17 protein-coding genes and 3 pseudogenes are annotated in these 22,039 nt (G+C 58.6%); 2 read left to right on the top strand and 18 right to left on the bottom strand.

The annotated features are described in order from the left end of the window. Positions 1-37: 37 nt before the first annotated feature. The 13 genes from JO965_RS27305 to JO965_RS27365 all read right to left on the bottom strand — a co-directional run bounded on the left by JO965_RS27305 (position 38) and on the right by JO965_RS27365 (position 17,243). Positions 38-1,450 carry a Glu/Leu/Phe/Val dehydrogenase gene (locus JO965_RS27305; RefSeq protein WP_203445221.1) on the bottom strand — a complete coding sequence of 471 codons (1,413 nt, stop codon included), beginning with the start codon at positions 1,448-1,450 and terminating at the stop codon, positions 38-40. Positions 1,451-1,683: 233 nt separating this feature from the next. Continuing rightward, the gene (locus JO965_RS27310) at positions 1,684-3,093 is read right to left on the bottom strand and encodes an aldehyde dehydrogenase family protein (protein WP_203445222.1); all 1,410 of its coding nucleotides are present in this window, start codon (positions 3,091-3,093) and stop codon (positions 1,684-1,686) included. 264 nt (positions 3,094-3,357) lie between these two features. Then, complete coding sequence (locus JO965_RS27315; protein WP_203445223.1) at positions 3,358-4,761, bottom strand: aspartate aminotransferase family protein; 1,404 nt, start codon at positions 4,759-4,761, stop codon at positions 3,358-3,360. Between the two features lie 98 nt (positions 4,762-4,859). Continuing rightward, positions 4,860-6,248 carry a CapA family protein gene (locus tag JO965_RS27320; protein ID WP_203445224.1) on the bottom strand — a complete coding sequence of 463 codons (1,389 nt, stop codon included), beginning with the start codon at positions 6,246-6,248 and terminating at the stop codon, positions 4,860-4,862. Positions 6,249-6,400: 152 nt separating this feature from the next. Further along, the gene (locus tag JO965_RS27325; protein ID WP_203445225.1) at positions 6,401-7,765 is read right to left on the bottom strand and encodes a M20/M25/M40 family metallo-hydrolase; all 1,365 of its coding nucleotides are present in this window, start codon (positions 7,763-7,765) and stop codon (positions 6,401-6,403) included. Between the two features lie 76 nt (positions 7,766-7,841). Continuing rightward, entirely contained in the window at positions 7,842-8,837 is a 996-nt protein-coding gene (locus JO965_RS27330; RefSeq protein ID WP_203445226.1) for an ABC transporter ATP-binding protein, read from the bottom strand. Next, on the bottom strand, positions 8,834-9,814 hold the full coding sequence (locus JO965_RS27335) for an ABC transporter ATP-binding protein (RefSeq protein ID WP_203445227.1): 981 nt from the start codon (positions 9,812-9,814) through the stop codon (positions 8,834-8,836). Before JO965_RS27335 ends, JO965_RS27330 begins: the two co-directional genes overlap by 4 nt. A gap of 211 nt (positions 9,815-10,025) precedes the next feature. After that, positions 10,026-10,928 (bottom strand): ABC transporter permease, encoded by a 903-nt coding sequence (locus tag JO965_RS27340; RefSeq protein WP_203445228.1) that lies wholly within the window; start codon positions 10,926-10,928, stop codon positions 10,026-10,028. After that, positions 10,925-11,902, bottom strand: coding sequence for an ABC transporter permease (locus JO965_RS27345; protein WP_203445229.1), 978 nt, complete (start codon positions 11,900-11,902; stop codon positions 10,925-10,927). The genes JO965_RS27340 and JO965_RS27345 overlap by 4 nt, the downstream gene beginning before the upstream one ends. Positions 11,903-11,975: 73 nt before the next feature. Beyond that, complete coding sequence (locus tag JO965_RS27350) at positions 11,976-13,613, bottom strand: ABC transporter substrate-binding protein (protein ID WP_203445230.1); 1,638 nt, start codon at positions 13,611-13,613, stop codon at positions 11,976-11,978. 44 nt (positions 13,614-13,657) lie between these two features. Continuing rightward, positions 13,658-14,788 carry a nickel/cobalt transporter gene (locus tag JO965_RS27355; protein WP_203445231.1) on the bottom strand — a complete coding sequence of 377 codons (1,131 nt, stop codon included), beginning with the start codon at positions 14,786-14,788 and terminating at the stop codon, positions 13,658-13,660. Between the two features lie 4 nt (positions 14,789-14,792). Beyond that, positions 14,793-15,452 carry a DUF1007 family protein gene (locus tag JO965_RS27360; protein ID WP_203445508.1) on the bottom strand — a complete coding sequence of 220 codons (660 nt, stop codon included), beginning with the start codon at positions 15,450-15,452 and terminating at the stop codon, positions 14,793-14,795. A gap of 66 nt (positions 15,453-15,518) precedes the next feature. Then, on the bottom strand, positions 15,519-17,243 hold the full coding sequence (locus JO965_RS27365) for an amidohydrolase (protein ID WP_203445232.1): 1,725 nt from the start codon (positions 17,241-17,243) through the stop codon (positions 15,519-15,521). A gap of 363 nt (positions 17,244-17,606) precedes the next feature. Here JO965_RS27365 and JO965_RS27370 point away from each other — a divergent pair, with 363 nt between their 5' ends. Together JO965_RS27370 and JO965_RS49500 are read left to right on the top strand one after the other, a co-directional pair. Continuing rightward, positions 17,607-18,551: a LysR substrate-binding domain-containing protein gene (locus tag JO965_RS27370; RefSeq protein WP_203445233.1), complete on the top strand. Its 945-nt coding sequence runs from the start codon at positions 17,607-17,609 to the stop codon at positions 18,549-18,551. 214 nt (positions 18,552-18,765) lie between these two features. Beyond that, positions 18,766-19,098: pseudogene (locus tag JO965_RS49500) on the top strand (transposase); the annotation flags it as partial. Between the two features lie 117 nt (positions 19,099-19,215). Here JO965_RS49500 and JO965_RS27380 read toward each other — a convergent pair. The 5 genes and pseudogenes from JO965_RS27380 to JO965_RS27395 form a co-directional block, all read right to left on the bottom strand. Beyond that, a pseudogene (locus JO965_RS27380) lies at positions 19,216-19,440 on the bottom strand (pantoate--beta-alanine ligase); the annotation flags it as partial. A gap of 8 nt (positions 19,441-19,448) precedes the next feature. Continuing rightward, positions 19,449-20,293 (bottom strand): annotated as a pseudogene (gene panB, locus JO965_RS27385) (3-methyl-2-oxobutanoate hydroxymethyltransferase). 97 nt (positions 20,294-20,390) lie between these two features. Further along, positions 20,391-20,609 carry a helix-turn-helix domain-containing protein gene (locus JO965_RS48150; RefSeq protein WP_246777022.1) on the bottom strand — a complete coding sequence of 73 codons (219 nt, stop codon included), beginning with the start codon at positions 20,607-20,609 and terminating at the stop codon, positions 20,391-20,393. A 101-nt stretch (positions 20,610-20,710) separates the two neighbouring features. Then, positions 20,711-21,118 (bottom strand): hypothetical protein, encoded by a 408-nt coding sequence (locus tag JO965_RS48155; RefSeq protein ID WP_246777023.1) that lies wholly within the window; start codon positions 21,116-21,118, stop codon positions 20,711-20,713. A gap of 460 nt (positions 21,119-21,578) precedes the next feature. After that, positions 21,579-21,998 (bottom strand): hypothetical protein, encoded by a 420-nt coding sequence (locus JO965_RS27395; protein ID WP_203445235.1) that lies wholly within the window; start codon positions 21,996-21,998, stop codon positions 21,579-21,581. Between the last annotated feature and the right edge of the window lie 41 nt (positions 21,999-22,039).

A 22,039-nucleotide genomic window follows, 5' to 3' on the forward strand; every position in this document is an offset into this window, starting at 1 on the left:
ATTGTAACGGCGTTCGCATAGCGGCTCGGACTAAGGTTCAAATCCCAATTGCCTCGTAAGCGTCAGCAATCTGTCGGATGGACACGACATAGGCGGCTGTCCTGTAGTCACCTAATTCCGGCTGTGCCTCAAGAATATCGGCGATGCGTGTCCAGGTGCTGCGCATAACATCTTCCAGACCAGATCGCACGAGATCAATCTCAGCGCCCCCTTCCAGAAATTCGTCACGGATATCGGCAGGAAACGGCTTCCCCGTCATCCGCTCGAGTGCTGCAGCGATCGTGTGGTTGCGTCGTTCGCGCCGCCGCCGTTCCATCAAGCCGAAGGGAATGTGCGTCAGGTTTTTTACCCATTCGAAATAGCTCACGACGACGCCACCGGCGTTGACATAAAGATCAGGCAGGATCGTCGCTCCCCGGGAGCGCAGGATTTTGTCGGCCTCGAATGTGACGGGGCCGTTGGCGGCTTCTACGACGAGATGCGTGTTGATACGCCCTGCGTTCTCCAGGTGAATAGCGTTCTCCATTGCCGCTGGGATAAGGACATCGCAGCGCTCCTCGATCCCCGTCATGTCGCCCGCAAACGACTGGGCGTTCGCAAAGCCGAGGATGCTGCCGGTGCGCAGTTGGTGCTCCTTCAGCGCCTCAATGGGCAGACCCTCGGGATTGGTGACATATCCATCGCGTTCAGCCACAATCGTGACTCGTGCGCCGTCCTCCTCGGAAAGAAACTTAGCCGCATGATAGCCCACGTTGCCGAACCCTTGGAGGGTCACCGAGGCGCCGTTGAGATCGCGCCGGCCGTTTAAGCCTGTCGTGCGGGCATCCCGGAGGTAGCTCTGGATGGCAAACTGTACGCCTCGCCCTGTGGCTTCCGTGCGTCCAGCAATGCCGCCCTTCGACAGCGGTTTTCCCGTCACACAAGCGCGCGCATTGACCACATCGGTGGGATTGGCGCGGCGGAACTCGTCCACCATCCAAGCCATTTCTCGCTCACCTGTGCCGACATCCGGGGCAGGAACATTGAGGCCGGGGCCGATCAGACCACGCTTGTTGAGTTCCTGAGTGAACCGCCGGGTGATACGCTCAAGCTCCTGAGGGGTCCACTCGCGTGGATCAATCTTGAGCGCGCCTTTCGAACCGCCGAACGGCACATCGACGAGCGAGCATTTGAGCGTCATCAGAGCGGCAAGTGCTTCAACCTCCTCAGCATCGGCATTGGGCGCATAGCGGATACCACCCTTCACGGGCTCGCAGTGCTCGCTGTGGACGGATCGCCAGCCGATAAAGCTGTACATGCGCCCGCGCAGTCTTACGCCAAATCGTACTGTGTAGGTCGAGTTGCACTGGATGATCCGCTCTGCCAACCCTTCGGGTAGGTCGAGAAACGACATAGCGTGGCGGAAATTTTGGTCAACGCTCTTCAGAAAGCCAGCGGATATAGCTTGCATTATTCACTTCCTATCGTTCAAACTACTACTGCGGCAGTTACAACCGCCCGTACTTCCTCACACAACTGCAATGTCCTCCCTCTACTCGTGGGAATGTCCCGATGGGACGTCGGAGCGAGACGCCTTCCTCACAGATTGCTTGCGCTGCGGCCAATTTTTCGCGGGCCGGAGCACATCCGACGTGAGGGAGTTATTCGGTACCGATCCTCGAAGTCGAAAGTTGAGAGCGGCCCTCACCTACGATTGATGCAGACCACCTTGGGTTGGGTCATGTCCTCGTAAGCGAAGCGCACGCCTTCTCTGCCCATGCTACCGTATTTGAAGCCTCCGAAGGGCATGGCATCGAACCGGTAATCTGACGAGTCGTTGATCATTACCCCTCCAGCATCGATCCGGCCTGCCGCTTCCAGCGCAGCAACCAGATTGTTGGTAAAGATGCCCGCATGCAGACTGTATTCCGGATCATTGGCCATCCCGATTGCTTCGTCGAGCGTACTGAACGAAGCAAGCATGGCCACAGGGGCGAAGACTTCCTCGCGCCAAAGGCAGCAGGTATGTGGGGTCCCCTCAAGTACCGTAGGGTGATAAAGAGATCCGTCACGGCGGTGTCCGCACAACAATTTGGCACCGGCGGCAATGGCGCCATTGACCGCTACTTCGGCTCGCTCTGCCGCTTGCTGTGAGATCATCGGACCGACGTCGGTATCTTGGCGGGAAGGATCCCCGGCTTTCAGCTTCTTTGTTGCTTCGACGAAGGCATCGCGAAAGCGGCCGTAGAGTTCAGCTTGCACTAAGATACGTTGGGCACCGATGCAGTTCTGGCCGGCGGCCCAATAGGCCCCAGAAACGCAGCTCTCTACCGCTTTATCGAAGTCGCAATCGTTCATGACGATGACTGGTGCGTTGCCTCCGAGCTCCATGGCCAGCTTCTTGAGCCCGGCCGCGCGGCTGATAGCCTCCCCGGTCGCAAACCCGCCGGTGAAGGACACCATGCGGACCTCGCGTGCAGAGACCAGGGCTTTACCGAGATCTGTCCCGCCGATCGCGACGGTTATGATCTCTTGCGGCAAACCGGCCTCAATAATTGCTTTGACGAGCCTGATTGCCGACAGCGGTGTCAGCTCCGAAGGTTTCAGCAGCACAGCATTGCCACCGGCAATTGCCGGGCCCAGCTTGTGGGCCACGAGGTTAAGCGGGTCGTTATATGGCGTGATGGCGGTGATGATGCCGAGCGGTTCGCGTGTGAACCAGCCCTGGCGCTGTTCCGATCCCGCATAGGAGTCGAAGGGCACAATCTCACCCGCATTGCGCTTTGCCTCTTCCGCCGACAGCTTCAGCGTGTTGACGCAGCGAAGCACTTCCTTTCGAGCCTGAACGATTGTCTTCCCCGCCTCAAGCATGATCGTTTCGGCGAAGGCATCACGGCGATTGTCAACAATCTGGGCAGCGTTGTCGAGAATGCTCGAACGCTGATGCCTTGGAAGGTTCCGCGAAAGAAGTGCACCACGCCGCGCTCGTGCGATAAGCTCATCGATTTCACTTGAATCGGTCAAGTCGACCGAGTCTATGAGAGACCCATCATGGGGACTGTACACGGGCATCGTGTCCGAGCCCTTTGCGACGCGAAGTTTGGCAGCGGTCATTCGGCAGTTTCCTCTTTATCGGTTTAGCGCACTGCGGGCGCGGCGGCCACCAATAGGTCAGTTAAGGCGCGGCTCGTTTGGCCACGCCCTACTCGGCTTCGTCAGAAACTCGGGCATCCAGAACTGTGTTCATGTCTTCGGCTAGCGCTAGCGCGCGCCTAGACGGAGGAGTTGGCGCGCCAATCACCGCTTCAACTCGGCACGCTCGCGACGCACGGCAGCGGCGGGCGGCGAGGCGACCCAAACTCTTTGGTTCCCAGTCGCTCAGGCCTTCTGGCCGTCACGGACGAGTTCATCCATGACTGAGCGAACGGCACCCTCCGCGATGGAGACGATCTCATCGACTTCCGCCTTGGTGGTGACCAGTGGCGGGGCAAACCCGAGAATGTCGCCATGCGGCATGGCGCGGGCGATCAGTCCGCGGTCGCGAGCCGCCTTGGAGATCCGGGGGCCAACCTTAAGCGACGGATCGAAGCGCTTCTTGCTCTCGCGGTCACCGACGAATTCGATGGCGCCCATCAGTCCAACGCCACGCACCTCACCGACGATCGGCAGCTGCGCGAACTTCTCCTTGAGCTGAGCCTGGAAGTAAGCGCCAACCTCGCGGGCGTTGCCGGGAAGGTTCTCCTTTTCGACGATATCGAGAACGGCATTGGCAGCAGCGGCGCCGATTGGATGGCCGGAATAGGTGTAGCCGTGCGAGAAAGCGCCGACCTTGTCGGCCCCCTCCTCCATCACCTTGTAGACCTTCTCGCCAACGATCGAGGCCGACAATGGGAAGTAGGCGGAGGTCAGGCCCTTGGCGACCGTGATCAGGTCGGGTTCGATCCCATAGTGCTGCGAGCCGAACATCGAGCCGGTACGGCCAAAACCGGTGATCACTTCGTCGGCGATCAGCAGGACGTCGTGCTTCTTGAGCACCGCCTGGACCGCCTCCCAATAGCCGTCCGGCGGCGGCGTAATGCCGCCCGTGCCCAACACTGGCTCAGCGATAAAGGCGCCGACATTGTCGGGACCGAGGTGCTCGATCAGCTGATCGAGCTCGGCAGCGCGGCGGGCAGAGAATTCTCGCTCGGTCTCACCGGGATTGGCGCCCCAGTAATGATGCGGAACACCAGTATGGACGATCTGCGGCAGCGGCAGGTCCATATGATCGTGGTAGAAGCTCATGCCGGTCATCGAGCCGGAGACGACGCTGCAGCCGTGATAGCCACGCTCACGCGAGATGATCGTCTTCTTCGTCGGCTTGCCGCGCAGGTTGTTGTAGTACCAGACGACCTTGGCCTGGGTCTCGTTGGCGTCCGAGCCGGACATGCCATAGAACACCTTGCTCATCTTGCCCGGCGCCATCTTGACGAGGCGATCGGAAAGGATTGCAAGCTCGTCCGTCGTGTGTGCGGCATAGGAGTGGTAATAGGCCAGGCGATAGGCCTGACGCGAGATCGCCTCGGCGACTTCGCTGCGACCGTAGCCGACGTTGACGCAATAGAGGCCGGCAAAACCGTCGATCAACTGGTTGCCATGGGCATCCTGGATGCGGATCCCATTTCCGGTCTCGACGATCGTCGGCTCTCCAAGCTTCCCGGTGGCAAAGTCTTTGAGCTGCGTGAAGGGATGCAGGACCGTGTTGCGGTCCTTCTTGCTGATTTCGTTGATATTGATGGTCATAAGATATTCTTTCGACCTGCTGCGTTAGGGCAGGCATTGTTGTGTGGAGGTGATCACCTCACAGCTCGCAAATTAAGTTTTTTGGCGCGCGGAGTCGTTCATAGGGATGAACTGGGCTGCAATCGGATAACGCCGATGGCATCCTCGACGTCAATTTGAGTCCCAAATGGCTTCGAGAGCTTTTGTAGCCGCTCCAGAATGGCAGTTGCTTGCGGCGGAGGAGCGAGCCGCGGCACGCCCCGGTTGGCAAACCTCTTCGAGAAACCGAGCTCGATTGGACAGAGCCGCAGCTCCGCAAGCTGGTTCTCCTCAAATCGGCTAACCGCCACGATGCTCTCATAGATAACCGGATCGTTAAATCCCTTTGCCTCTTCCGCGACTGTCACTTCGGCATCTGTGTCGATCCGTGGATCCTTACCGTAAACCTCGAACATATCAGCCCCCACGGGGGTTCGGAGGTCGTCATAGATGAAATTCCCCAAGCTATAAAAGATCGGCCGGCCCTTATAGATTTCGATGCCTCGCAATTGGTGCGGTCCGTGCCCGACATATGCGTCGGCTCCGGCATCAATTAGCTGGTGGGCAAACGACTGTTCGTAGTCAGGGGGCTGCTGGCTCCAGTTTCCGGGCTGATGACAGTGGCTGGTTGCGATGCAAAAGTCCGAGAACTGCTTGCCCCGACGGATGTTTCGGAGAATGTCGGTGACATCGCGCGGGTTGGGCTCGTAGCTGTACCCGGGCTTGTCGCCCGTTTCATACGTTACTCCTCCAAAGTAGGGATCGGGGGTGAATACGACCCGTTTTGGATCTTCGCGGGCCGGATTCGGAGCGGGCAAACTATCGCGTAGCTTCTTCAAGCTCTCAAGCATCGCCGGCGGGACCAATATTCTAACCGCTAGGCGAAGGGCGTTGATTCCCGGTCTGCCAGGCGCTTCTCCAGCGGGATCGCACGCTCGCGACATGGGTGTGTACCTTGCTGCAAATGACACCAATGCCACGCGACCACGTGCGGTCTCTAGAAAGCGGGCAGCGCTGGCTTGTGCGAGATTTTCGCCCGCACCTGCATGAACGATACCGTTCTGATCAAGCAAATGGCTCGTTTCGCGCATGCCTTCAAGCCCCCAGTCAAGGGTATGATTGTTCGCGCGACTGACAATGTTGAATCCCATCGCCTTCAGGTCTGGTCCGACCTCTGGTAGACTGGCAATATATGCACCGCCGTATTCAGCCTGCGGACTTCCTTTGAACGATCGGATATCGAAGATGTTGGTTTCCAAATTGCCAAACGTCACATCGGCGTCATGAAGGATCTTGAGGATGTCGCTGAATCCGGGATGCTGGCCTTTGGTCAGCGACCGCGACACGATAAGGTCGCCGACAGCAACCATCGTGAAGCCGTCCGCAACATTCGTCGCAATCGAACCGACTGTATCATAGCTACCTTGCCGGGCGGGATCATCGCCGGCTACGGGTGGATTGCTCTCCATAGCATTCTCCATTTGCTGACAGTGTTGTTATTAGCCAGACGAGCCACCACACAGCTAAGCGCTCAATCGCTCGACAAACTCATCTGCACAGGCTGTGCCTGCATGCCTACTTTGAGACGGGGCAAGTTGTATTGATCACGGTACTCACTAAGTCATATCGAGCCGAGCTCGTGCAATAATGCGGCGCCTGTGCGGATTCCGCTGTAAAAGCAGCTGAGCTCCAAGTTTTCATTCGGCGCATGATTTGCTTCATCATGGTTCGCATAGGGAGTGACAAAAGCCGGAATCCCGAGAATTTTGGTGAAAACGTAGCCAGGCAGACTGCCGAATCCGGCCGGGATCAGCAGAGGTTCCTCGCCTTGCGCGGCTACGAAGGCGCGCACGAGAGGCGCGGTAAAAGGCGAGGCAATGGACGTTTTCGACGGGTACATGTCCCCTAGAGGGATAAGCTGCACATCAGGCGCGTATTTATCGACGTGGGCAGCTATCTTGTCGAAGACGTCCTTGGGATTCTGCTCTTCTACGAGTCTGATATCACACTTGACGACAGCTTCGCTGGGCAAAACGGTCTTGCCACCGGGGCCGCCATAGCCGCCATGGAAGCCATTGATCGTCAATGTCGGCTGGAAGCAAAGGCGGTCGTAGAAGGGCCTTCTCTCCGGCGCGTCCAGCCGGGAAATATCGAGCTTTCGCTTCAAGGCCTCGATATCGATCGGCAGGCGCTCGACCGCGATCAAATCTTCTTGTGAAGGCGGTTCGATGTCGTCGTGAAAGCCATTGATCGTGATGTCTCCCTCGGCATTCTTCATGGTGCCGAGCAGATGCACTAACGTCCAGATCGGATTGGGCACAACGCCGCCGTAGTTTCCCGAATGCAGATCGCTGTTTGCGTGGCGGCAGCGCAATTCAAATGAAACCTCTCCACGCGAGCCGAATTTGATGACAGGTGCGCCACTGGCATGGCGCGGACCATCGGCCGTGACCGCAAGATCAGCTCTTAGCGTATCCTTGTTGGCCCGCACGAAATCGGCAATGTGCGGGCTCCCGATCTCCTCTTCGCCTTCCAGAAACAGAATGACGTTGCATGGTAATGTGCCATGCACTTTGAGGTGGGACTCGATCGCAAGGACTTGCGCGAAATGCTGGCCCTTGTTGTCGCCAACACCGCGCGCGTAGAGCCGTCCGTCACGAATGGTTGGCTCGAAGGGTGGCGAGAGCCATTGATCGATCGGGTCGGCCGGCTGCACGTCGTAATGACCGTAAAGCAGCACCGTTGGCTTGCCCGGCGCCTTTTCCCAGCGCGCAACCACCATCGGGTGCCCCGCTGTCGGTATCAGACTGGTCTCGAGACCAATATCCGTCAGCATTTCCACCAGCAGAGCGGCAACTTCGGCGATACCGACATTCTCGGCGCTGATGCTTGGATGCCGAAGGTAGTCCATCAGACGGTCGAGGAAGGGGGTGCGGTTCACCTCGATATGCTCGAAGACAGCGTTCAACGGATCAGAAGAAGACATTTTGTACCTGTAAAAAGAATGAAGGTCGGAGGATGCAGGGAGTTGTTGAGTGGCATGCCGCCATCGTGAGGGCATGCTACCTGTCATTCAGATGGCAGGCGCTCAGTCGCCCAGGTCCTACCTCCCGCAGGGCCGGTCGGTCCGTCTTGCAACGAGCAAAGGCGTGCGGGCATCGCGTATGGAAGCTACAGCCGGGCGGCGGCTTCAGAGGCGAAGGAATCTCGCTGTTGAGCGCGGAGAACTTCTTTTTCTTCGGCTCAAGCTGTGGGACTTCTGACAGAAGCGCCTGCGTGTAGGGGTGGTTTGGCGACGCAAACATCGCCTCGGTCGCCCCCAACTCAACGATGCGGCCGAGATACATGACGGCCACCCGGTCAGCGACATGGGCAATGACTCCGAGGTCGTGGCTGACAAACAGATACGTCAGGCCGAACTCCTCGCGCAATTCAACAAACAGATTGATGATCTGCGCCTGGATAGAGACATCAAGAGCGGCCGTGGCCTCGTCGCACACCAGCATGGTTGGATTGACGGCTAGCGCACGCGCAATGCCGATACGCGCACGCTGCCCACCAGAGAACTGGTGCGGGTAACGCCGTATGGCGGATGCGTCGAGACCAACACGGCCAAGAAGATCAGACACGCATCTTTCTTTTTGTCGCGCTGGGATTATTCCGTGTACGACAGGCGCCTCCCCAACGATGTCGAGCACCTTCATACGAGGATTGAGCGATCCCATTGGATCCTGAAACACCATTTGCACGGCAAGATTCGCGTGACGCCGTTCCACTTTGTTCATGCACGCGATGTCCTGGTCCTTGAATGCCACGACACCTTCTGACGGGTCCTGTATGCCCGCAACAATCCGGCCGAGGGTCGATTTTCCGCAGCCAGACTCGCCAACAAGACCGACGACCTCTCCTGGCATGATCGTCAGATCGACACAGTCGACGGCGCGTACGATTTGAGGTTCACGATGCGCACCCAGAAGATTGGCGATCCTCTCAGAGGCGTCGAGAGGCTTTACGAAGCGCTTTGAAACATTCGCAAGTGACAGAATTGGCGTGCTCATGCCCCGCCCCCCAGGTTTGACGACGGATGAAAACAACGCACGCGACGGCCACCGACGTGTTCCGTGAGGCCCGGAGCATCAAGACAAGTTTCTGTCGCTCTGGAGCATCGTGGTCTGAAGGCGCAGCCTTCAGGCAGGTACGCCAGCGATGGCGTCACACCGGGTATCTGTGCAAGCGGTGACCCGCGGCGATTGCGGCTCGGCACCGACTCGATTAGGCCCTTCGTATAAGGGTGTAATGGTTGCGTTAAGACATCGGCCACCTGCCCTTCCTCTACGAGGCGGCCAGCGTACATCACAGCGACGCGATCGGCCAATGAAGCGACGACGGACAAATCGTGGGTAATCCAGACCAGAGCAGTACCCGTTTCGGCTGCGAGCGTCTGCACCTCGGAGAGAATTTGCGCTTGAATGGTCACGTCGAGCGCGGTCGTCGGCTCGTCAGCAATGATCAGCGAAGGACCGTGCAGAAGTGCAATTGCGATAGCCACTCGTTGGCGCATGCCGCCGGAGAATTGGTGGGGGTAAGCGAGTAGTCGCTCGTCAGGGGAAGGAATGCCGACTTTGGCAAGGGCGTCGCGGGCGCGGGTACGGGCCGCCTTTTCGCTGACCTTCTCATGTGCCCGGATCGTTTCGATCATCTGCGTGTCGATGCGCAGTACCGGATTGAGCGTTGACATCGGATCCTGAAAGATCATCGCCATACGGTGTCCACGCAGCGCTCGCAACGTATCCTCGCCTTCGCCGACCAACTCCTGCCCTTCAAACTTGACAGAACCCCGCGCAATGAGGCCCGGAGCGTCGATCAGCCCCATGATCGCCAGCCCGGTGATGGATTTTCCAGACCCCGATTCACCGACGAGCCCCAGGACTTCACCGCGTGATACAGAAAAGCTCACGCCGTCGATGGCCTTCACAAGGCCATCGCGTGTCCCGAACGCTACCGCGAGATCCGATACTTCAAGAACCGCACTCATCGTTGGACAATCTCGTTCCTAAAAGGGTGTAGCGGTGTTCCATGACCTTGTTTGGTAATACTCGCCGGGACAGGCGCTTTCCTTTGGTAACTCATTGGCATTGAACAGCCTCCCAAATTTCATGTTCTTTTTTGACGGATGTACGACTTCATTTCGCGATCAGCGTTTTGTCATAACCCGTTTACCGGTACGTCAGGGTTTCAGCTGGCGCTCAGTGCGCCAGCCGCGGATTGAGCACATCGCGCAATCGGTCGCCGATGAGGTTGAGTGCGACAATGGCGACAACCAGTGCAATGCCTGGAAAGGTGGACATCCAGTAGGTTCCCGACAGGAGATACTGATATCCATTGGCAATCAGCATGCCGAGCGAAGGCTCGGTCACCGGCACCCCCACACCGAGAAATGACAATGTTGATTCAAGCGCGATTGCGTGCGCGACCTGCACGGTGGCGACCACGATTAGCGGCGGCAGGCAGTTCGGTAGCAGGTGTCGAAATACAATTCGATGCTTCGGCAGCGCCAGGCATCGCGCTGCCTCAATATATTCACGCCGTCGTTCAACGAGTGCGGATCCCCGCACCGTACGGGCATAGTAAGCCCATTGCACGATCACGAGCGCAACGATCACCTTGTCGGCACCGCGGCCGAACACGGCTAATAGGATGAGGGCGACCAGGATGGAGGGAAAGGAGAGTTGCAGATCGACGATGCGCATGACGATCGCATCGACCTTGCCACCGGCGTAAGCAGCGAGAACCCCGACCGTCGCGCCGATCATGCAGGCAAAAACGACGGAAACCGCGCCGACGCCGAGCGAGATACGCATGCCGTAGATGATAGCGGATAGCATATCCCGGCCCTGCTCATCGGTGCCAAGCCATGCCGTGAAGCCGGACGTAAGGCTTTCGCCTGGCGCCAACATGCCGTCCATGACGTCGAGTTGGCTGAGGTCATATGGGTTCTGCGGCGTAACCCACGGTGCAAGCAGCGCGAGCAGGAGTAGGACCGATAGCATTGCTAAACCAATAATGGCTGACGGACTTGCCAAAAATCCGGCGAGATGCTGGCGCCAGGGAGCTTCACTGCGATCCGAATCGGGAACTGGTTTATTCATCCCTTCGCCTCCACAAGTGAGACGCGCGGATCGATCACGGCGTAGATCAGATCGACAACGAAGTTGATCATAACGAACAGAAATGCCGTAAACATAAGATACGCAACGACCACCGGTCGATCGAGATGGGTGATCGAATCGATCAGTAGTTTGCCCATGCCCGGATAGGCGAAGACGCTCTCGGTCACGACGGCAAAGGCCAGGATCGAACCGAACTCGAGGCCGAGCACTGTAACAACGGGAAGCATGATATTTGTCAGGATGTGCACGAGAACAATACGCTGGCGCGAGAGACCTTTTGCTCTGGCGAAGCGTATATACTCCTGCATCACTGTCTCGCGCGTTGCGGCGCGCACTAGACGGATAATCAGCGCTGCCTTGTAGATCGACATCGTCAGAGCCGGCAAAAGCAGATGGCGCAATCCGTCCCAGGTCAGGAATGACAGGGGCACTCCGAGCATATTGACTGTCTCACCGCGGCCGCTTGCTGGCAACCATTTCAGCTGGACTGAAAAAAACAGGATTAGCATCATCCCGATCCAGAAATTCGGCAGCGAAAAACCGAGGATCGATCCCGACATGATAGTGCGAGAAAGCCAAGATTCCGATTTCAGCCCGGCATACAAGCCGAGTGGAAGTCCGATCGCGATGGCCAGCGTCAACGCCGCTACGGCGAGTTCGAGCGTTGCAGGCAGGCGCTGCAAGACGAGTTGCAGCGTCGGTTCATTATAGACAAAACTCTTACCAAGATCACCGTGCAATGCATTTCCGATGAAAATGAAAAACTGATCCCACAGCGGCTTATCGAGGCCGAGTTCGCGTGCAATCAGCAATTTTTCTGCGTCGGTGGCGTCCGGCGGCGCGAGAACGTCGACCGGATTACCCACGGCATACATTGCCAGAAAGACAACGCTGGCCATCACCGAGACCACAAGCGCGCCCTGCCCCAGGCGTCTGATTATATAGACAAGCATTTCCTCACCACTTCAGTAAAAGCTGCAACAAGCTCTGCAGAATAGTTGCAGAGCTTATCGCTGAGATTGATGATCAGTTTGCCGTCTCAGGCTTCACACTCATCGCGCGGGTCTGTTCGTCCGAACGAGCAGAATACGTAAATCCTTTGCGAAGGGCCCACGGACGGACTTCAAAGTAGAGCGGCAGTAGCGCCACATCATCCATGGCCGTCTTGGTCGCCTGCTGAAGCAGTTGCTCGCGATTTTGGTCGTCGACGGTCTGTTTGGCTCGGGTCACAAGCTCGTCTACCGTCGGATTCGAATAATGCGACAGATTGAGTGTTCCAGTTGCTTTGTCGGGGTTGCGCGTAAGCACAAGCGCATCTATTTTCTCGGACATTTCGCCGGTGGTCGATCCGTAACCAGCAAGGAAGGCGGAAAACTCATATTTATTGCGGCGCCCGAAGAAGGTTCCGGCCGTCATGGCATCGACATTGGTCTCGATGCCGATGCGCGCCCACATCTGACCTACTGCCTGTGCGACCTTATCAGCATTGATATAGCGGTCGTTAGGCGTTGCCAAAGTGATTTCAAAACCCTTCGGATAGCCGGCTTCAGCGAGGAGTTTCTTGGCTGCCTCAGGGTGGTGATCAGCAACCGGGAAGTCTTTCGTAGAGCCGAACATGGGATAAGGCAGGAGTTCGCCCGCTGGCGCCGCAAGTCCACCCATGATCCGCTCAGCGATCGCCTTACGATTAATTGCCATCGACATCGCCTGCCGTACCCGCCGATCACTCATTGGATTGTTGTCGGCACCTTTGACTGTCGGTGATTTCCAGGTTGGATCATTGTTCTGGTCAAGTTGGATATAGAGCAGGCGAGGAGTTAACGCCCGAGCGATGGTAAACCCCGCACTCGTGAGGCGCTCGAAATCCTGCGCCGAAGGCGCTTCGATCATGTCAACGTCGCCCGCGATCAGGCCAGCTACACGGGCGCCAGCGTTCGTCAGAGGCTTCATGATCACACGCTTCCAATGAGGCGCTTCACCCCAATAGTTCTCATTACGTTCGAGCACGATCTGCGAACCAGGAGTAAACTCCGCCAGCTTGTAAGGGCCAGCGCCTCTGGAGTTCGCCGGATTATTGAAGTCCGCGGGCTTCGGATTGTCGCCAAAATCCTCACAGCCGTCCTTTTTGTATTTGATGTTCTTGCCGCCACCAGACGCATCGGCATTGATAATAAACGCCGATATGAGCCTATTTGGTAGGATCGGGTCCGGCTTGCCGGTTTTGATAACTACGGTCTCCTCGTCGGGCGCTTCAATAGAGACGATAGTTTTCACCAAGTCGCTGAACGTACCAGGCGATCCTTCAACAAAAGGGATCCGGCAATAAGAATAGACGACGTCCCGCGGCGTCAGCTTTTCACCGTTGGCGAAAGTCGCTTTCGGCTGCAGTTTGAACTCCCATGTCGTGTCATCGAGCATCTTCCAGGACCGCGCCAGACCAGGAAGTAACTTTCGGTTCTCATCAGCGCTGACCAGCGATCCAAACAAATGCGCTGCGAGCGCGCTGTTCGGCGCGGAATCGAAGAACTGTGGGTCGGCTGATGTCGGCTCGGCAGAAAGTCCTATCCGCAGTTCCTGCGCGTGACTGACGCCAACCACTGACCCCACGAGCATGAGGGCAGACACCGTGCTTTTGAAGAAGTTCCTATAAGATTTCCAGATCATTTTCGTTCCCTTGTTTTAATCCTAAAGTCCCTGAAGAAGGCTTCCTATTGAGCGCTCAGCTTCGGGAGCCTATCGCCTCCATTAGCCAAGTCGCCGAAGCCGCCGGGCTTCGCCTCTAAGCTCGCCGTCAGCAGCAGAAGTCCCATGATCAGCACGAAGACTGCGCCTCCAATCTCGATTGTGCGATGGATGGGATCGCTTATGCGGCTGTCACCGGCCAGCACCACAGCCCAGTTCTTAGCCGTCACCGCGATCGTGGCGAGGATTGAGACAGTGACGCCCGTCCCGATCGCTATGCCGATCACCGATGATATGCCGCCCATCCAGAGCCCGTTGAGGAAGGCGAAGGTAAGCACAATTAGTCCACCGGAACATGGCCGCAGTCCCACGGCCGCGACGACCGACCATGCTGTGCGCCAGTCGAAATGATCGCCGGAGAGCAGTTTGGGGTCGGGGGCATGCGAGTGACCACAAGCCTCACAGACCTCGCCGTCGGCATGCGTGTGGCCGTGATGATCGTGCGCGTGGTCATGACCATGTGCACCATGATGATGGTCATCATGTGAATGATGGTGGTGCGCATGACCCTCGGCGCGCGCCGCTGACAGGCTGTGTGCGGGCCAGCTTGTGAATATGGGCCTGAGCTTCTGCCAGAGCAGCCAGGCGCCAAAGCAGGAAATCAGGGCATAGCTCACCACTTCGAGGAACCATGTCGCGTCGGTCATGGAGATCGAGGTGCCGCGCAGAACCAGGAAGACCAACGTCATGACGATGATCGCTGTCAATGCCTGCAGAAGAGCCGACACGAAGGAGAGCATGATGCCGCGGTGCAGCGCCACTTCGTTGGCGAGCATATACGAGGAGATTACCGCCTTGCCGTGCCCTGGCCCGGCGGCGTGGAAAACGCCATAGGCGAAGGAGAGGCCGATGAGCAGCCAAAGCTTGCTGCCGTCCGTGCGCATTGCCTTCAGCGCGCCGGTCAGGGCTCGGTAGAATTGCTGTTGGTGGACGTTGATCCAGTTGAACAGCGGCCCGAAGAAACCGGTCGACGGCAGCGTGGCCTCGTTCGTACCGATGCCGAGCGAGCTCTGCGCATGCGCGGGCGGCAGGAAATGCAACATTAGATAGGCGGTGAGCAGCAGTCCAGACACCACGTGGATAAACGTCTCTTTCATTGGCTCACCCCCTGGCTGTGCAGGCTAACTCGAGTTTGGTCGCGACGATCTTGCTGAGGTCTGTGCCGGTCGGATCGTTGAAGAAGGCGTCGGTCAGCGTGCTTTGGTTCTGGGCAATCGCTTCGTCCGGGTCGGGCCGGACGACCTGGCGCAAACAGTCGTCAGGCAACCGGTCAACGACGAAGTTTTGGTCCTCGGTGAAGGTGATCGCCGTATAGAAGGTCGGATCGTAAATGCCGAAATCGATCTTGCCGAAAAGTTTCAGCGGCTGGACTGGATCCGACTCGAACAGGACGATGAGCTGGCCGTTCTCGTACTTCGCCATCAGTCGCGTCGGCGGCTTCATGGCGACGTCTTTGCCGTTCTGTGTGACGATCTGGTAGTAATTATACTCGGCGAGCGCGTCGAAAACAGTCTTCGACACGCGGTGCAGTTCCTCATCGTCGAGCTTCAGGTCGGAATTTGTATCGAATTCCATGAGTACGGTTGAGGAAAATACGTCGTCGAAACGCCAGACGTGGCGCAGTGACTTGACCGTCTGGTCGGAGTTTATCGCCACCTCTAGATGGGCCTCTGCGAACACGTGCGGATGAGCGCGGGCCATACCCGTAGAAATCAAGACCGCCGCCAAGGCAAGCATCGCCTTTCGCGTCCAGATATTCATATCCGAAGGCTGGCCCACGATTTTTGCTCCCTTTGTTTCTATCTTAAAGCCGTCAGGCACCGGTTCCTATGGATTGCCCGGCTTCGGGAACCCATCGCTTTCATAGACCGGCTCGCCGTCGACGAGCGTGGCCAGCACCTTGGCCGTGGCAATCTCAGTCGGCGGGACTTTGGTTATGTCCTTGTCGAGCACCACGACATCTGCACGCTTGCCTTTCGTCAGCGTGCCGGCCTCCTTCTCATCGAAAGCCGCATAGGCGCCGTCCACCGTGTAGGCCTTGAGCATCTCCATCACCGCGAGGCTGTGCTGCGGGGAGAGAACCTCACTGTTTGGATCAGCAATATCCTTGCGGGTCACACCGGTCTGAATCGCTTCCAGCGGATTCATGGGCGCTACGTTCCAGTCACTGCTGCCCACAACCGTCGCGCCGGCCTTATGTAGCGCCCCGTACGGGTACAGCCACTCAAGGCGTTGCGGTCCTATTTTCTTCTCAGTATTGCGACGCCCGGAACGGACAAATAAGGGATTAACGTCAGCAATCACGCCGAGCTTTCCGAAACGACCAATATCAGCAGGATCGACAAGGCGTACATGTGCAATTATGTGGCGACTGTCGCGCACGCCATTCGCCTTTTGCGCTGCCTCGTAAGCGTTGAGCACCATGCGAATGGCGGCATCGCCGTTCGCATGAGTATGAAGCTGCAGGCCCGCCTTATCGACGGCAATGACGAGTTCATTGAGCTGCTGCTGTGTGAAGCCCAGAACGCCAGTTTGGTTTGAATCGACATAGGGTTGAAGCAGCGCAGCCGCATTGCCCGAGAATGACCCGTCGGCCAGCAGCTTCACCGACGTGACCTTGAGGTTGGGGCTAGCAAAGCGCTTTTGCAGGTCGAGAGCCCTGGCTACGGGTGCAGCTACCGTTGCTGGGCCGTTTACCAGACGCGCGAGCCCCCGCGCTTCAATGCCCACCGCAGCCGCGACGCGCAGATTGAGCTTGCCTGCTTCATCCGCCCGCTTATAGCCAGCCAGCTCCCATTCGGAGGTCCAGGCATCGATGATGCCAGTAATACCATAGCTCAGCGCCTCAGCCTGCGCTTTTGCCAACCCCACATCGACTTTGTCCTCAGCATAGGCCGGCATCACATCAGTAACGAGATTCATAGCTGCAGTGCGCAGCAAGCCGGTGGGATTGCCATCGGCGTCGCGCTCAATGCGACCGCCCTCAGGGTCCTTGGTGCTTGCATCAATTCCTGCCGCCTTTAGTGCAGCCGAATTGACCCAGGCGGTATGGCCGTTCACGTCCGAAAAATAGACAGGCCGGTCACCGACGATCTCGTCCAGAACTTTTGCCGACGGTTCCTTGAAAGTGTAGGTGCTCCAGCCCTGGCCACGAAGCCAGGCACCCGCCGGCAGATCTGTAAGGACGGGCTCAATCGCCGCGCGTAGGGTTTTCTCGTCGACGACTTTAGTGAGATCAACATGTGTGTTCTCGATCGTCCCGCTCGATAGCAGATGGGTGTGCGAATCCTGGAAGCCGGGCAGAACGAGCGCATTCGCAGGCAGGTCATAGACCTTAGCCCCGTTCAGGAAAGGCGCGACATCGTCGGTCGTACCGACCGCCGCAATGCGCCCGTCGACCAACGCGATCGCGGCGGCCTCGGGCTTGGCCTCGTCCATGGTGAGGATGCGCGCGCCGCGTAAGACGATCGTCTGGCTACCGGCGAAAGCCGTACCGGACAGGAGAGCAGACACAACGAGCGCCAGACCTATCTTGCACCGCATTTGCGTCATGGTCACCCCCCTCGTCAGCCCAATAAACTGGGCCGCCGTTGGGCTCGAAACTGGCGGGACTGTGGCGGCGGATCGGGTCTTCCTGGATATGCTGCACCTGCTGATCAATTCAAACCTCCCTCAACATGGCTTTCCTCGAAGCGAAAGCACCCAATGGCAGTGATTAATTTGTTATGCCGGCTAAGCTAAACCGTTGGAAAACATCGCTTTCGCCCGAAGCCTGAATTCCCGGTGGCAATAACACCGAAGATACTTGCCGGCTGTTCAGATGTTCTCCAAGCGGTGCTTCATGCATAAAGCGCTTGAACCCCACGTCGCAAACCAATATTCCTCTTGGTTAGCATCAATGAGATTGAGTCTAAAATGGTCCAGATTCTCCCGCCTCTACCGGCCTTGAGGGCTTTCGAAGCAGCCGCGCGACACCTCAGCTTCGCACGAGCAGGAGGGGAATTGAGGGTAACGCCAGGCGCAATTAGTCACCAGATTAAACAGCTGGAGGAATGGGTCGGAAGCCCTCTGTTCAAAAGAAAGGCCAATCGAGTTGTACTTACTGAAACAGGACGAATACTTGCAAATCGCGTTAATGCTATTTTCGGACATATTATATCCGCGGGGGCCGCCGCTCGATCAGCGGAGAGCAAAAACGTTGTACATATCAGGTGTCAGCATTCAGTGGCCGCCAAATGGCTCGCCCCTAGAATAAACAGGTTTCTTGATAGTAATCGGGGTATTGCAGTTACTGTGCAGGTTGGCCCTCATCGATGGAGTGCTGCCGAGAAAGTGCCTGACCTTTCCATTTATAATGCTCGGGGCTCGGTTCCCGGATATCGGGAAACTTTGTTGCTTTCCGGTCAGCTGGGAGCAGTCGCCGCTCCATCACTCATTCCGACAATGCCACCGATACTGACACCTGCCGATCTCTTGAGCGGTCCCTTGATCGCAGTGGATTTTAACGAACCAGGTTGGCATGATCAGGGCTGGGAGGCCTGGTTTGCTGCAGCCGGTTTAGGCCATACCGTACCCTCCATATCGATTTCATTTAGTCTGGTTCATCTAGCAATCGAAGCCTGCATTGCCGGCGCAGGCTTCGCGTTGGTTCCAAATTTTCTGGTAGAGCGCGAGCTTTTAGATGGAGATTTGGTTGATGTCTGCGGCTTCGCGTTGCCTAATACCCAACCGTATTATCTCATCGAGCCCGATCCGAAATCCGGCCGCGATGAGGTTGAGTTGCTAAAAAATTGGCTCTTGGAGGAGGCCATAGCGTTTTCTGATCAGTTCCCGTCAAACCGGCAGCTGAAAAGTAGATGAGCTTTGCCTATCACAGACTGCGGCGTCGATGATATGTCTTCATTAATCAACCGGGCAATATCTACTGGTGTACGTCCTTCGTCGGCGGTGTCGCTGACCGATCCTATATCAGCTATGGTCCATCTGTGGACATCGGGTAATCGCGGGTGGCGCGAGAGCTCTGGTGGAGATGCCGAACAGACGGCAGTCTGATTGGCCCAACAGAGCAAGAGCGATGATAACCTACTACGCCGGCCTGGATGTCTCGCAGAAGGAAACCACGATCTGTGTTGTGAATGAGCAGGGCCGCCGCCTCTGGCGCGGCAAGACAGCGACCGATCCCGAGGCTCTCGCCCAGATCCTGCACCGGCACGGTTGTGATCTCCGGGTCGGAGTTGAGACCGGCCCGCTGATGCCTTGGCTCGTGCACGGGCTGCGCGCCAAGGGTGTGGAGGTGATCTGTCTCGATGCGCGCCACGTCAAAGCCGCTCTGGCGATGCAGCTCAACAAGACCGACCACAACGATGCTGAAGGGCTGGCTCAGGTCGTCCGCACGGGCTGGTACCGCAGCGTCCATGTCAAGTCGTTTGAGGCGCATCGGCTCCGGGCCCTGCTGGGTGCCCGCCGGCGGCACCGTCAAGTTTTCGGAGAAGGAGGCATCTATGCTGGGTGTAGGTTTGGATCACAGGGCGCGTGGGTAGCGGTCGAGATCCTCGTTCGACCCGAACTGGGTCGGATTGACGAAGATGCTGACCACGCTGATGTCACAGCGGGTGACACTCTCATCGATGAGCGCCCGATGGCCCTGGTGCAGAAAGCCCATGGTCGGCACGAAGCCGACCCGCAGGCCTGCAGCGCGGTAGCCGCGCAGGCATTGGGTCAGGGACTTGATCGTGCGGAAGGTCAGCATCGATGGCCTCATGAGCTCGTGAGGGTGGCTGGCACCCAGGCGGATACCGCCTCCCGGGCATCGGCCGGCAGGGCATAGGCCTCGGCAGCTGACGGAAAGGCGCCGCGGCGCACGTCCGCGGCCCAATGTGACAGGGCCTGCTGCAGCAGATCAAATCCGTCGACATAGGTGCGCACGAACTTGGGCCGGTGGCCTTGTGTCAGCCCGAGCACGTCGTGCAGGACCAGCACCTGACCCGAGCAGTGCGGGCCGGCGCCGATGCCGATGGTGGGGATGCTCAGGGTCCGGGTGATCCGCGCTGCCAGCTCTGTGGGGATGCCTTCGAGCACGAGCGCAAAGCAGCCCGCCTCCTGCAGCCGATGCGCGTCTTCCAGGATCCGGATCGCCTCGTCGGCTCCCCTGCCCTGCACCTTGAAGCCGCCCATGGCATGCACGCTCTGCGGCGTCCGATCAGCGCGCGGATGGTTTCGACACGCTTGGCGCCACCCTCCAGCTTCACCGCGGCCGCCCCGCGCTGCAGGAAGCCGCCGGCATTGCGCAGGGTGTCCTCGAGGCTGAGGTGATAGCTGAGATAGGGCATGTCAGCCACGAGTCGGGCTCTCGGCCACGTGCGAACGACTGCTTCAAGATGATGGTTCATCATCGCCATGCTCACCGGCAGGGTGTTGTCGAAGCCCAGACAGACATTGCCGACGCTGTCACCCACCAGGATTATGTCGACAACGGGATCAGCCAGGCGTGCGGTGATGGCATCATAGGCTGTGGTCATCACCAGCCGCCGACTGTCACGGGCCCACTGCTGGAGCATTGGGATGGTGAGGGCTGATGAATCAGCTGAGGGGTGATGGCTCATGAGGGCTCGCGCTGCAAAACTGAGTGAGGTTTCCGTCTGGGGCGTTCACGGCGCACCCAATGATGGTATCCCCAAAGGCTGTCTGGTTCTGGCACCGTCAGGTTCGCACTTCCGACAGCTGACGCGGCTTCGACTGCTGACGGATGAGCTCATAGCATCCGCACACGGTCTGTTCGAGGCCGCGGCGATCGGTGACCGTGACGGCCCCGCGCCCCTGGCGGATCACACCGGCGGCCTGGAGGGCGTGCATGACCAGGCTGATGGTCGAGCGTTGCACCCCCATCATGCGGGACAACTGCTCGTGGGTGAGGGGCACGGTGGCGCGGTTCGTCCGATCCTGCATCGTCAGGAGCCAGCGACAGCAGCGCGCCTCGACGCTGTGTAGGGTGTGGCAGGCCTTGGCTTGTAGGGTCTCCGTCAGCAGCTCCTCCCCAAACCGCAGGAGGTGGTCACGGAGCGCCGATCGAGCCTCGAACGCTTGATGCAGGACGTCGGTGTCAAGCGCGAGGCCGTGCCGGTGCTCTGCACGACATAGCGCCCCAGCGAGCGGCGGGTGATGAGGGCCCCGGCGAGGCCGAACATGGCCTCGCCCCCGAGCTTCGCCATCTCGATGGTTTTGCCGTCCGCCAAAACGGTCACGAGGGAGACAATCATGTCGTGCGGAAAATAGATGAAGGGCATGCGGTCGCCGGCCTCATAGACCACCCTGCAGCGGGGCAGGTCGACCAGCTGAAGGTGTGGCTCAAGACAGGCGAAGTCGTCGGGGAGCAGCGCTGACAGAAGGCGATTGGCGCAATGACAGGAACGCTGCGAAGATCGTGACATGACCAGAGCCTATGACCTTGAGCGGCGGCGTCCGCCCCGGCGAGCATCAGCATCTTGGCGATCATGCGCTGCTGGGAATCGGAGATGTCGGTGGAGTCGTGCTAGAAGGCCGAGCGCGCGCCGACGCAGGCGACCATGCTGCAGTCCCTGCGAGATGATCCGGTCCCGAAGGAGTGTGGTCAGGAAGCTTAAGGTCCCGACCTCATGCCAGGAGCCACCTACGCCTGGGGTTGTGTTCGCGAGGCGTGTTCCTCCTCTGCGTCCGAAAAGGGGCTCGCTGCGGCAATGCCGAGCGAGCCCAAGTTGGGGAGGACCGTCCCAGAGGGCATTTCCCTGCCAGAGGGAGAAACGGTGGCCGGGACGGAGGTCACCTCCTCCACTGCCGGCGGCGCCGACAGGGAGACCGATGCAGGCCCAGGGCCTGCGTTCACAAGACCAGAAACACTTCCGCCCAACAGGCTCAAGGGCGTATCCCGCCGTTGCCGTGAGGTCTGAGGAGTGTCGCCGCAGCGAAGGCATGAGCCTCGGGCCCGGCCGCAGCGATCCTTTTGGCGTCGCAGATGAGCTCGGCACCAGCGGCCAATTCGGGCTCATCGAACTCGAAGCAGCCGCAACTATCGAGGACTGCGCGGGCGGCATGGGAGTAAACCTCCAGCCACAATGACGGAATGTGAGGCACCGTGTCTTGCAGCCGCGTCAGCTCTGTCAGACGCACCTCGACCGATCCGAAGTTGGCCACCATTGCTGTTCTCGCGCCGTTAGCTTGGTCCGGCATAGCGGCGAGCTGCACGTAAGCGCGAAGGATGGCATGTTCGAGCTGATCCGGCTCTAGGAGCAGGGCATTGGAGAAGCTGGGAGAGAACGATGTGCGCCGCGCCATCGAACCCTCCGTTACGCCGCGTTGGATGGGCCGCCGTTCAG

This window comes from Microvirga sp. VF16 (assembly GCF_016864375.1).
GTDB lineage: Bacteria > Pseudomonadota > Alphaproteobacteria > Rhizobiales > Beijerinckiaceae > Microvirga.